Source organism: Propionivibrio sp., from assembly GCF_049316945.1.
In the GTDB taxonomy this organism is placed as follows: domain Bacteria; phylum Pseudomonadota; class Gammaproteobacteria; order Burkholderiales; family Rhodocyclaceae; genus Propionivibrio.
The window spans coordinates 1-13,197 of the sequence record NZ_JBMOJE010000126.1; the positions used below are offsets into that span (position 1 = coordinate 1).

A 13,197-nucleotide genomic window follows, 5' to 3' on the forward strand; every position below is an offset into this window, starting at 1 on the left:
AGTCCGACACAAAACCAATTTGTCAGAGCTTGCCACGTGTTATTGAGGTGTTACAATGTACTCTCCAACGCCTATAAATATTCGTCTGCCGACGGGACGGTGACTATCGAACTCGTTGCGCCTGAAAAAGGCGCGCATTCGTCATCTTGCATCGGCATACGCATCACCGATAACGGCATCGGCATGACCCCGGAACAACTTGCACGCGTGTTCGAGCGTTTCTACCGCGCCGACAGTTCCGGCAAGATTCCCGGCACCGGGCTGGGCATGAGCATCGTGCAGGAAATCATCGACTTGCACGGCGGCGAGGTGGACGTCGATAGTTCCATCGGTGAAGGCACAACGGTAACGCTCTGGCTCCCCGCCGCAGCCCGGATCGAGATGCTTTCGTCGAGCAGTTCAAATGAAGAAATTTACCTTTCAGAGAAACCATCATGACCATCACGCAACGCTTCAATTCAATCCTTCTGGCCTTCGTTGTCGCCCTTTCCGCTCTGGCTGGGATCCTGGCTTACGAGATGGAGCGAGTGTACGACTCGACCAATTTCGCAAACGTCAACGTGATTCCTTCGATGCTGATTCTGGATGACAAAGTACGGGAGTTCGGGCAGTTGCGGGTGCTCATTTATCGTCATGCCCTGGCTGACGATTCTGCCCAAAAGCAGGCCATCGAGAACACGATCAAGGAATCGGTCATCCGCCTGGAAAAGTCGTTCGAAGCCTATGAGCCAATGATCGCGGATGAAAATGACCGGCATTTGCTGATAGTTTCCAAAGCGGCGCTGAGGGATTACCTGAGCAATATCAATGAGGTGCTGACTGCCTCCAATATTCACAACAGCAAGGAAATTCTGGCGCTCATTGAACACAACCGGCCGAATGCAGAAAAGCTGGGCAATTCGCTTGACGAGCATATGCATTACAACAGGGAGCTCGGCTTGAAAAGTGCGGCCGAAGGTGCGGCGACAAAATCCCGTGCCATCTGGACCTTGCTGATCCTGGGGGGGGGACTGCTGGTTGCAGTTTTCGCCATCGGTTTTTTCGTTGCACGCCGCCTGGTGAGTGCCATGGCGCAAAGCTCGTCCGTGGCCAGCAGGATTGCGGCAGGCGATCTTTCGTCGAAAATCACCGTGACGGGTGATGATGAAACGGTCCAGATGCTGGGATCAATGCAGATCATGCAGAGCAGTTTGTCTCAGATCGTCGGTGAGATCCGCTCTATTGTCGAGATGGCGGCAGTGCACGGGAATTTCAGCATCCGCATGACGGTTGCAGGCAAATCGGGTTATATCAAGGATCTGTCCGAGTTGCTGAATCAACTCGCCGACATTTCTGAAACGGGTATCACCAACTCGATCTGCGTGGCCAATGCCATTACCAAGGGTGATCTGTCACAGGCCATCAATACGGCATACCCCGGACTGTTCGGCGAAATGGCAGAGGCACTGGTTTTGCTGCAGAAAGCCAGCCGGGATCAGGAAGACCGGCGCTGGGCCAAGGCGCAACTGGCGGACATTTTAACGGCAGCGCAAACTGCCGACTCGCTGGGGAATTTTGGCGAAAAAGCGCTGGCACATCTTTGTCCGGCGGTCGGCGCGGTGCAGGGGCTGGTCTATGTCGACTTCAACAGCGTCAACATCCAGCAACCGGTGGGAGGCTACGGCCGCGCTCCGGACGGGCCTGCCTTCTCGCTTGGCGAGGGGCTGGTCGGGCAATGCGCCCGTAGTCGCACGCCACTGGTACTCGATGACCCAACGGGCAGCGCGCTGCGCCTGAGTTCCGGCCTGGTCGATGCGGCGCCGTGCCAGGTTGCGCTGCTGCCGCTGGTGCAGCGCCGTTCAAGTATCGGTGTCGTTGAACTGGCCTTGCTGGCGGTGCCGGAAACACGCCAGCAATTGCTGCTCGATGAACTTCCCGCAGCGCTGGCACCTGTCCTTGAGGTCTTGCGGCGCAACCTGCGCACCGAGCGCCTGGCCGAAGAGATCCAGAATCAGGCCGATGAACTCGACGCGCAAAAACACGAACTGCTGAAGGGCAGCGAATCGTTGCAGCTGGCCAATACCATGCTCACCGAGATTCTTGCCGCGGCTACCGAAATCAGCGTTATCGCCACCGATCTTTCGGGCATCATCACCATCTTCAACAGCGGTGCGGCACGTATGCTCGGCTGGAGCGCGGAAGACATGATCGGGCGGCAGACGCCAGCGTGCTTCCACCTCGCCGAGGAAATCGAAGTTGAAACCACCATGCTCCGCGCCGAGCTGGGATGCGTCGGCGGCTTTGACACAATCGTTGCCCACGCCGCAGCGACCGGTCGCGATAGTCGCGAATGGACCTTTGTGCGCCAGGACGGTTCCCGCTTCCCCGGCCTGCTACTGATAACTACCATCCTTTCCGGCGACGGCGTGACGACCGGTTACCTCTGCATCCTGCAGGACATCACCGTACGCAGGAAACTGGAAGACGAGATGAGCGAAGCCCGGGCAATGGCCGAGGAAGCCTCGCGCATGAAGTCCGACTTCCTGGCCAACATGAGCCACGAAATCCGGACGCCGATGAACGGCATCATCGGCATGACCCATCTCGCCCTGAGGACTGAACTAACGCCGCGCCAGCGTGATTACCTGAAGAAGATCCAGCTTTCGGGGCAGCATCTTCTGGCCATCATCAACAACATTCTCGACATCTCCAAGATCGAGGCTGGCAAGCTCTCCATCGAGCATACTGAATTCGCTCTTGATAGCACGCTGTCCGGCGTCGTGAGCCTGATTGGCGACAAGGCCAGCGAGAAGGGTCTGGAACTGGTTCTTGACGTGGCCAGCGACGTGCCCGTCAACCTCCTCGGTGATGCGCTGCGGCTCGGGCAGGTGCTGATCAATTATGCCAACAATGCCCTCAAGTTCACCGAGAGCGGCGAGATCGACATTCTGGTGCGGGTAAAGGAACACACCAGGGACGGCGTGATCCTGTGGTTTGCGGTGCGCGACACAGGCATCGGGCTGAGCGAAGAACAGAGAGGTCGCCTGTTTACGGCCTTCACCCAGGGGGATGCCTCAACGACACGCCAGTACGGCGGCACCGGACTCGGGCTGGCCATCAGCAAGCAACTCGCCGAATTGATGGGCGGCGAAGTCGGTGTCGACAGTGTGCCGGGCCAGGGCAGCACGTTCTGGTTCACCGCTCAGGTTGGCATTGGTCATTCAGAGAAACGCTTGTTGCTGCCAGCCCCCGACCTGCGCGGTCGACATGTGCTGGTGGTCGACGACAACGACAATGCGCGCCAGGTCATGAATGAAATGCTCACCGGGATGAGTTTCGAGGTCGATGTCGTCGACTCCGGGCGTGAGGCCGTTGCCGCAGTCAAGCAGGCAGACCTCGAGCTTCACCCCTACGATCTGGTGTTCATGGACTGGCACATGCCGGCAATGAACGGCGTCGATGCCTGCCGCCAGATACAGTCCCTGCCACTGGCGGAGCCGCCGCATCTGCTGCTGGTTACCGCCTATGGCCGCGAGGAAGTCTTCCATCAGGCCGAGGGGGCCGGCATCAGCGATGTGCTGGTCAAGCCGCTCAACGCTTCGCTGCTGTTCGACACGGCGATGCGCGTGTTGAATGACCGGGGCAGCGAGCCACGAATCAGCAGCGAAGTTACGTCATCGGCGCTGGCGAACCTGGAGTCAATCGCCGGTGCACGCATCCTGCTGGTCGAGGACAACGAGATCAATCAGCAGGTGGCCATCGAACTGTTGCTCACTGCCAACTTCGTCGTGGACCTGGCCGAAAACGGACGTGTTGCCCTCGACCGATTGCAGGTCAGTTATTACGACCTGGTGCTGATGGACATGCAGATGCCGGTGATGGGCGGCATCGAGGCCACGCTTGAGCTACGCCGGTTGTCCCGTTGCGTCGATCTGCCGGTGCTGGCGATGACCGCCAATGTGCTGATGGCGGATCGTCAACGTTGCATCGATGCCGGCATGAACGACTTTCTGGCCAAGCCGATCGAGCCCGAGCTGCTCTGGCAGGCACTGCTGAAATGGATTCCGCCGCGCCGCGCAGAGAGTGCCCTTGGGCTGCGTCAAGCACCCGCGTCATCCACGGCTGCTATCGCCATCGGTGATGTACTGGCACCGGTGCCGACTTTTGCCCTTGTTATTCCCGGGATCGAAAGCGGCCCGGCGTTGCGTCGAATGCTGGGAAACAGCGAGCTATATCTCGCCACCCTGCACAAGTTCTGCACGCTGCAGGAGCACACGGCTAAAGCCATGCACCTGGCACTCGAAGGCGATGACTGGGGCGGCGCACAAGGCCATGCGCATAGCCTGAAGGGAGTGAGCGGCAGTATCGGTGCCAACAGTCTTGCCGAAGCGGCTGCCGGACTGGAACAGGCTCTGGGCGAACGCCAGCCGCGAGCAGGAGTCGATGAGCGCATCGACGCCCTCGATAGTCAGTTGAGCCAACTGATCGCCAGCCTGCGTGCCGGACTTCCGAAGCCGGTCGCTGCTGCCGCAACCGATGCGGCGACCAGTGTCGCGGCGGTGGAAGAACTGGAGCGGCTGCTGGCCGATAGCAATCCGGAAGCCATGGCCTGGCTGGAGCGCAATGCCCATAGGCTGCAAGGCAGACTGCCCGAGACATCACTGAAAGAGATCGAGGCGGCGGTACTTACCTGCGATCTGGACGTTGCACTGCACTTGTTGCGGGCAACTCGCAGCAGAATGGAAACCACATCATGATCCTGAGTACAGCAAACCCGACCGACGCGGTCGCCCCGCACGACACCGTGCTGGTGATCGACGACAGTCCGGAAATCCTCGGCATCATCAATGCCTTGCTCAAACGCGACTACCGGGTCAAGGCCGCCAATAGCGGTGAGAAGGGGCTGACCCTGGCGCTGGCGGAACCGAAACCGGACATCATCCTGCTCGATATCATGATGCCGGAGATGAACGGCCATGAAGTTTGCCGGCGGCTCAAGGCCGACCGGGCAACGCGCGACATTCCGGTCATTTTCCTGACGGCAATGAACAACGAGGCCGACGAAGAGACCGGCTTCGCACTCGGCGCCGTTGACTACATCACCAAGCCGATCAGTGGCCCCATCTTGCTGGCGCGGGTCAGGACACACCTGGGCATGAAGTTGGCGGCTGACTTCATCAAGGACAAGAACATCTTTCTGGTTGGCGAGGTTTCCAAGCGCGCACGGGAACTCGAATTCATCCAGGACGTGACCATCCTGACCCTGGCATCACTGGCCGAAACGCGCGATAACGAGACCGGCAACCACCTGCGTCGCACCCAGCATTACGTTCGCGTCCTGGCCGAGCATCTGCAGCGGCACCCGCATTTTTCGTTGCTGCTGACGCGCACCAACATCGAATTGATCACCAAGTCGGCACCGCTGCACGACATCGGCAAGGTCGGCATCCCCGACCACATCCTGCTCAAGCCCGGCCGCTTGACTGCGAACGAGTTCTTTGTCATGCAGACCCATCCGGCGCTCGGCAAGGCGGCTATCGAGCATGCCGAACGGCAGATGGGGCGCAGCGTACCGTTCCTGTCCTTCGCCAAGGAGATCGCCTATAGCCACCAGGAAAAGTGGGATGGCAGCGGTTATCCGGAAGGGCTGGCCGGCGAGAACATTCCGATTGCAGCGCGGCTGATGACAGTGGCCGATGTTTATGATGCACTGATCAGCCACCGGGTATACAAACCATGCATGTCGCACGAAGCAGCCAGCGAAATCATCCGGGAGGGACGTGGCACCCATTTCGACCCCGACGTTGTCGATGCCTTTCTGAAAATCCACGAGCAGTTCCGCGAGATTGCCGCCCGTTTTTGCGAAGTGACTGAAGCAGAATCAATCGCATGAATCAAACAACCTCACCTTGGCGCTGATCAACCGGGATTTTCAGGTTTATCCTAGAAAAGGCAGTTGACCACAGCGAACACGGCGAACACGGCGAAAAAACAATGACTTACACTGTTTTCATGCTTCACCCTTTGGGTGAGCGGTTAAATCCTGAAAAACTGTGGCTTTTCGCTGTCCCTCTTCAGGGAGGCTTCGCGCTGCTCGCCGTGTCGCCGTGGTATGAACTGAGGTTTTCAGGTTTATACAAGCACATGGTTCGGCGACACGATCTTATGACAGAATCGGCATCTGTATGGTGACATGCCATAAACTGGTAACGCTGAAGTACGGCGAAATCGGTGTGGATAGCAACATCTTTGGGAGTGAAGCTTGAAGAAGATTCTGATTGTCGACGACCAGCCCTCAATTCGAACGATAGTCCGTCTCGCTCTGCGCGGCAGATTTGCCATCGAAGAGGCGGGTGAAGCGGACACCGCTTACGAATATATCCTGGCCAACCACCCGGACGCCGTGGTGCTCGACGTGATGATGCCGGGCTCGATGAACGGCTATCAGTTATGCGAACTGATCAAGCGCGATGCCGGTCTGGCCGATATCCATGTCGTGATGATGACGGCTCGCGGCCAGGTGAAGGATCAGGAATTCGGTCACGCGCTGGGGGCTGACGCCTATTTCGTCAAACCCTTCAGCCCGCTGGCGATGGCCAGGCATCTGAGCGCGGCATTGTTGCCGGATTCAGGCACGCTGGTCGATCATGCGCCGGTCGAGAAGAAAAAAATCATCGCCCCGACCCTTCCTGCGCTGACCGATTTCGAGGCGGCCTGGACGCACAGCCCGTGGGCGATGGTTGCCGTTGGCGGCGACGGCAATGTGTGCGTGGTGAATCCGGCCTTTGAACGCTGTACCGGCATGCCCGGGCCCGCCGTGATTGGCATGGGCGAAGCTGGACTCAAGGCGCTGCTGGACTCGCTGTCGCTCGAACATCATCGGGTCGAGATGCCGGCAACAAGATTTCGCGTCATCCACTACCTTCACCAGGCCCCGGCTCCGATCAAAGGCGCCCAGCAACTATCCCATGTCGCCGAATTGCTGCGCGAGCCGCTGGCCAGCGTATTCGGCTTTGCCGAACTGCTGCTGACGCAGAACTACGAGGAGGACATTCGTCTTGACCTGACCGCGACCCTGCTCGAACAGGTCGAAGCCATGTCGAACATTCTCAACGAACATCTCAACGTGGCCAGCAATCAGCCTGGCGATAGTCAAAGATGAATATTCTCATTTAAATCACAGGATTAAATCACAGGAAAAATGAACATGCCAACACTGATCCGTTTCTGCCGCGCGCTTGCTGCCGGTGCGCTCCTCATGGTCATGGCCCCGGCCGTGGCCGATGACCTCAAGGACATTCAGGCCAGGGGCGAAATACGCCACATCGGGATTCGCTATGCCAATTTCGTCACCGGTGCCGGTGACGGGTTCGACGTTGAACTGGTGCAGGGTTTCGCGCGCCATATCGGCGTCAAATACACGCTGGTCTATTCGGATTTCTACAACGTGATTCGCGACCTGCTGGGCAAGGACGTCGTGCGCAAGGGCGATGAGGTCACGCTGGCCGGCGACTATCCGGTGAAGGGCGACCTCATCGCCACCGGCTTCACCATCCTGCCCTGGCGGGAAAAAGTGCTGCTGTATTCGGAACCGACCTTTCCCTCGCAGGTGCTGCTGGTGGCACGCGCCGACTCGCCTTTCACTCCGATCAAGGACAGCACCGACCTGCGTCGCGACATCGAGGAAACCAAAGCCATCCTCGGTCGCAAGAGCCTGCTGGTGATGGAAAAAACCTGCCTTGATCCGGCCAACTACGGCCTCAAGGGGAAGGGAATCGATCTCAAGGTGTATTCGAAGAGCAGCAACCTGAACGAGATGGTGCCGGCCTTGCTCAACGGCGAAGCCGAGTTCACCCTGCTCGACGTACCGGACGCCGTGCTCGACCTGCAAAAATGGGCCGGACGCATCAAGGTGATCGGGCCGATTTCCGAGGAACAGGAACTCGCCGCGGCGTTTCCGAAATCGTCGCCGGCCTTGCGCGATGCCTTCAACGACTATCTGAAGAAGAGTCGCGCCGACGGCACCTACCAGAAGCTGGTGCGCAAATATTACCTGGGCATCGAGAGTTACTTCCCCGCCTTCTTTGCCCGGCCGCAATAAATGCGCTTCACCCTGCCGCCGTTGTTTCAACGAATTTCGCTGCGCTGGCCGCTCCTCCTGGCGGTCGCCTTCAGCCTCTATTCGGCGGCATTGCTGACCTATTCGATCGGCGTCAGGCAGCAGATGCGGGCGGACGCCAAGGGCTTCCTGGTGGCTGACAGCAATCGCCGGGCAACGGCGCTGGCTGACCTGGTCGCCGGCTTGCACGAAAACGCCCTGGACTATGCCGACATTCACGAGATCCGGACCTATCTGACCAATCGCGACCTCGGCATGTCGCCGCGCTACGGACTGAATTATTCGCTGGAGATGATCAGGGAACGCTTTTCCGATCGTGCCGATCAGGATGCCCGGCGCTGGGGCAGCGGGCGGCCCCGGATTGTTTATCTTGCCGATGACGGCGAGATTCTCGCCGATACGACACCCGAATCAGAGCCACTCGGCTTGCCCGCCGGGTTGGGCGACAAGAACGGCATTTCGGTTGATGCCGGCAAAGGGCTGGTACTGGTTGTGGCGCCGGTGCTGTTCAGGAACCGGCCGGAAGGAAGGGTGGTCGTGGCGGTGCCGATCGAGGTTCTCTATCGCAACCTGCTGGCGCCCGAAATTTCCAGCGGCTACCGTGAACTGCTGATGACGGATGCCGGTGACCGGCTGCATGGCAAAGAGTCACTCAGTGCCACGGCGGCCAGCGCGATTGCGCGCATCCCCGAAAATGCCGTTCTGCCGTTTGCCGAGCTGGCCTCAGCGGACGTTGCCGATTCCGCGCTGAGCGAGTCGCTGGTGCTCAAGACGCGCGTGCCGGGACTTCCGCTGACCATGGTCACGCTCGTCCCGAACGATCGTTTGCACGGCAGCATGGCTTCTCTCGCCGTGCTGTTCATCGCCGCCGTCGTTCCGCTGATTCTGCTGTTCGTCGCCTTCCGGCTCGATCGCCTGCGCCTGAGCAAGGAACGCCTGCAGCAAGCGATGGCCGTATCGGAGCGCGAGCGCTTGCGCGTGGAAATCCGCAACAGCGAACTGGCCGAGGAGATTCAGCGCCGCGAAACCGTCGAACGGGCGCTGAGTGACAGCGAGCAGCGCTGGCAACTGGCGGTGGCCGGGACCAACGACGGGATCTGGGACTGGAATCCGGTCACTGGCGAAACCTTCTTTTCTGCGCGCTGGAAGTCGATGCTCGGTTATGACGAAGGCGAGCTCGCCAACGACGTCGGTGAATGGCGGTCGCGGATTCACCCGGACGACTTCGACCACACGCTGGCCGAAATTCAGCGGCACCTGCGCGGGGAAACCGGGTTTTACGAGTGCGAGCATCGTCTGCGCTGCAAGGATGGCAGCTACAAATGGATTCTGGATCGTGGCCGCGCCCTGTTTGATGACAAGGGAACGGCCACGCGCGTATCCGGTTCGCACACCGACACCACCGATCGGCGGCTGGCTGAAGCCAGATTGCAGGATCGCACCGAACAGTTGAATGCCATCTTCGAGTTGAGCCCGGATGGCTTTGTCTCGTTCGATTCCGGGCGGCGGGTGAAGTTTGCCAATCCGGCCTTCACGCGCATGACCGGGATTGCCCTGGCACAGATCAACGGCCTTGATGAACAGGAGTTTTCCGCTTTGCTGGCTGACATTTGCCTGGCCGCTGGTCGTTTCCGGGGGATTCAGGGACTGCGCGAGAGCGCTGCCGGCAGCAGGCCCGACAAACGCGAACTGATTGAACTGTCGCTGCCCGGCAAACGTATTCTCGAAGTCTGCCTGCGCGCCAGTGATGCGAACAGCGTTTCGCAGATTCTGTATTTCCGCGACGTGACGCACGAAACCGAAGTGGATCGCATGAAAAGCGAATTCCTGTCCACGGCGGCCCATGAGCTGCGCACGCCGATGGCCAGCATCTACGGTTTTGCCGAGATCTTGCTTACCCAGGATCTTGATGAAGCCAGCCGGAACGAGTTTCTCTCGATCATTTTCAGCCAGTCCGAACTGATGGCCTCGATCCTCAACGAACTGCTCGATCTGGCCCGGATCGAAGCACGCCGTGGCAAGGATTTCGTAATCGAGTCGACGAACGCGCAGGATCTGGTCAATGAGGTGGTCAGCGGATTCAAGCTGCCCGAAGGGCGCTCGGCGCCAACACTGGCCTTGCCTGCCGTCCCTCCTTACATCATGGCCGACCACAAGAAAGCCCAACAGGCGATCCTCAATGTACTCTCCAACGCCTACAAATACTCACCTGCGGGCGGTGCGGTACACATTGAACTGGTTGCGTCGCCGACCAGCGAAGAAGCCTCTCCGCGCATCGGCATCCGCATCACCGACCAGGGCATCGGGATGACGCCGGCCCAACTGGCCCGCGTCTTCGAACGTTTTTACCGCGCCGACACCTCCGGCAAGATTCCCGGCACCGGGCTGGGCATGAGCATCGTCCATGAAATCGTCGAACTGCATGGCGGCGCGATCGAACTTTCCAGCCAGGCCGGCGCCGGCACCAGCGTCACCCTGTGGCTTCCTGCGCTCAGGGAAGCGCTGGCGGCTTGACCAGCAGAATTCGAACCGATTGTCTGCAAGCCGCATGAACAGGCGATCTACAAGCATATGACCTGAAGAGTGCCGTGCTTGCTGGCTCTTCATCGTGCCACCCTGAAGAACGCCTGTTGGCGGGCGTTTCGGAGAAGGTGCAAATATTCAGCCGCATAAACTCGGGCGCTTTCACCGTCAGTTTTTGCTACCAACCAAACAATGAACCTGAAAACCGCAGCTGACCGCGACAAACTGACCGCAAAGCCTGATCTGACGCGTGTTTAGCCCTCACCCCAACCCTCTCCCGCGGGGAGAGGGGGTTTACACCCTTCTCCCCGCGGGAGAAGGGCCGGGGATGAGGGCTTGCGACATTGACATCACATCCAACTGAGTTTTCCGGGATGAAAAAACTCCTGCTGCGTTTCCGGCACAGGAAAAGACAGCAATGCGGCCTTGAACAACCCGCCCCGACATGGCCTAGAATAATAAATGAGCCATCCGGGCGCCGGAGAGGAGCATGTCGGTCAGCATGAACATCAAACAGCACGATTCGCAACTGCGGGGAGCGGCCGAGGCGCACATGGCCGACGCGCCGCAGGCCGGGTCGCCGGCGCGTTCGCGCGAAGAACTGTGGCATGAACTGCAGGTGTACCAGATCGAACTGGAAATGCAGAACGAAGCCTTGAGCGAGGCGAAGATTGCCCTGGAGGAATCTCGCGACCGCTATATCGATCTCTACGAGTTCGCCCCGGTCGGTTATCTCACCCTCACTGCCGACGGCACGGTTGCCGAGATCAACCTCACCGGCTGCACGCTCCTCGGCGTCGAACGAAAAAATCTGCTGAACCGGCACTTCACCCTTTTCGTCGCGCCTGAAGACCAGGATCGCTGGTCACGGCATTTCCTCAGTCTGAAAAAACAGACGGGGCAAGGCAAGTTGGAGTTGACCCTTAAACGTGGGACCTTGCAACGCGGCACCCTGCAACGCGGCGAGGACACGGTCTTCCATGCCCAGCTCGAATTCACTCCCCCCGCGGTTCACGGCAGCCCGGCCTCAAGCCCAAGCCCCCTGATCCGCATGGCCCTGAGCGACATCAGCGAGCGCAAGCAGGTTGAGGCTGAACGGATCGAAAACCTTGCGCAGTTGCGTCAGCTTTCGCAATTCCTGCAGCAGGTGCGCGAGCAGGACAGGGCGCATTTTTCGCGCGAACTGCATGACGAACTGGGCCAGAACCTGACCGCCTTGCGCATCGACTTCAACTCCCTGACAAATGATCTGGCGAGCGAAAACCCGGCCATCCTCACGCGCCTCGCCGCCATCGACCAGATGCTTCTGGGCACGGTCGATTCGGTGCGCCGGATCTGTGAGGATCTGCGCCCGGCCATGCTCGACGCCCTCGGTCTGGAAGCGGCGCTGACCTCGTACGTGAAAAATGTTGCCGGGCAGTATGGCTTGGCCTGCGATCTCGAACTGGACCGCGAGGACTACCGTCTGGATGAGCCGACATCGACGGCGATCTTCCGCATCGTTCAGGAGTCGCTGACCAACATCGGCCGGCATGCACATGCCTCGCATGTGATGGTCGCCTTGCAATGCCGCGGGGATCATCTGTTGCTGACCATCGCCGACGACGGCTGTGGCCTGCCGGCAGCAATATGCGGAGAAAGGAAATGTCATGGGCTGCTTGGCATGCGCGAACGCGTGAACATGCTGGGCGGGAGCATCGCCATCGACAGCGCGCCGGGGCGAGGCACACACATCGAAGTCATCATTCCTGGAAGTCAGGGGCTGGCCTCATGATTCGAGTTCTTGTCGCCGACGACCACACCATGGTCCGTGAAGGGCTGAAGCAGATTCTTGCCGCCAGTGGCGACATGATCGTTGCCGGAGAAGCATCCGATGGCACGCAAACGCTGGAAATGGCGTGCGACGGCGATTGGGACGTACTTTTGCTCGACTTGTCGATGCCCGGCCGCAGCGGTGTCGACCTCATCAAGCAGATCAAGAGGAACAAGCCGGAGTTGCCGATCCTGATCCTCAGCATGCACAAGGAGGACGAGTACACGATCCGCACCATTCGCGCCGGTGCGGCCGGCTATCTGTGCAAGGACGGCGCTTCGGAACAACTGCTGACGGCCATCCGCAAGGTGGCGAAAGGCGGGCATTTCATCAGTCCCGAGGTAGCCAGCGATCTGGCCGTCGGCCTGATCCTGAAGTCCGAACAGCAACTGCATAGCCGGCTATCCGATCGGGAACTCCAGATATTTCGCCTGATCACCCGCGGCATCGGCATCAACGACATCGCCCAGAATCTCAACCTGAGCGCCAAGACAGTCAGCACCTACAAGTCGCGCATCCTGCAAAAGATGCAAATGTCCCGCATCACCGACCTGATTCGCTACGGCCTGGAACACGACCTGATCGAGGATGCCGAAGAGGAAGAATGAGTGCTGGGTGTTCAGTCATGGTCATGGTGAAATCCATGGATAACCCCGTCATTCCGGGCTTGTGCCCGGAATGACGGATATATTTTCGGGCATCCGGAATAAGTTCAGACTTCCTGATCCAGTCCGTATTTATTCAGTATTTATAGGAAATTAGT

8 protein-coding genes are annotated in these 13,197 nt (G+C 59.3%); all 8 read left to right on the forward strand.

The window, feature by feature from the left end:
• On the forward strand, positions 1-438 hold a 438-nt coding region (locus ACOYNV_RS21305; protein ID WP_422901820.1), incomplete at its 5' end, for a sensor histidine kinase.
• Positions 435-4,736 carry a response regulator gene (locus ACOYNV_RS21310; RefSeq protein ID WP_422901821.1) on the forward strand — a complete coding sequence of 1,434 codons (4,302 nt, stop codon included), beginning with the start codon at positions 435-437 and terminating at the stop codon, positions 4,734-4,736. The genes ACOYNV_RS21305 and ACOYNV_RS21310, both read left to right, overlap by 4 nt.
• The gene (locus ACOYNV_RS21315; RefSeq protein ID WP_422901822.1) at positions 4,733-5,872 is read left to right on the forward strand and encodes an HD-GYP domain-containing protein; all 1,140 of its coding nucleotides are present in this window, start codon (positions 4,733-4,735) and stop codon (positions 5,870-5,872) included. The genes ACOYNV_RS21310 and ACOYNV_RS21315 overlap by 4 nt, the downstream gene beginning before the upstream one ends.
• Positions 5,873-6,241: 369 nt before the next feature.
• Complete coding sequence (locus tag ACOYNV_RS21320; RefSeq protein ID WP_422901823.1) at positions 6,242-7,141, forward strand: response regulator; 900 nt, start codon at positions 6,242-6,244, stop codon at positions 7,139-7,141.
• A 45-nt stretch (positions 7,142-7,186) separates the two neighbouring features.
• Positions 7,187-8,080, forward strand: a complete 894-nt coding sequence (locus ACOYNV_RS21325; protein WP_422901824.1) for a transporter substrate-binding domain-containing protein — start codon at positions 7,187-7,189, stop codon at positions 8,078-8,080.
• Positions 8,081-10,612, forward strand: a complete 2,532-nt coding sequence (locus tag ACOYNV_RS21330; protein ID WP_422901825.1) for a PAS domain-containing sensor histidine kinase — start codon at positions 8,081-8,083, stop codon at positions 10,610-10,612.
• A 499-nt stretch (positions 10,613-11,111) separates the two neighbouring features.
• Positions 11,112-12,395, forward strand: coding sequence for an ATP-binding protein (locus ACOYNV_RS21335; RefSeq protein ID WP_422901826.1), 1,284 nt, complete (start codon positions 11,112-11,114; stop codon positions 12,393-12,395).
• Positions 12,392-13,042, forward strand: a complete 651-nt coding sequence (locus tag ACOYNV_RS21340; protein WP_422901827.1) for a response regulator — start codon at positions 12,392-12,394, stop codon at positions 13,040-13,042. Before ACOYNV_RS21335 ends, ACOYNV_RS21340 begins: the two co-directional genes overlap by 4 nt.
• The last annotated feature ends 155 nt before the right edge of the window (positions 13,043-13,197 follow it).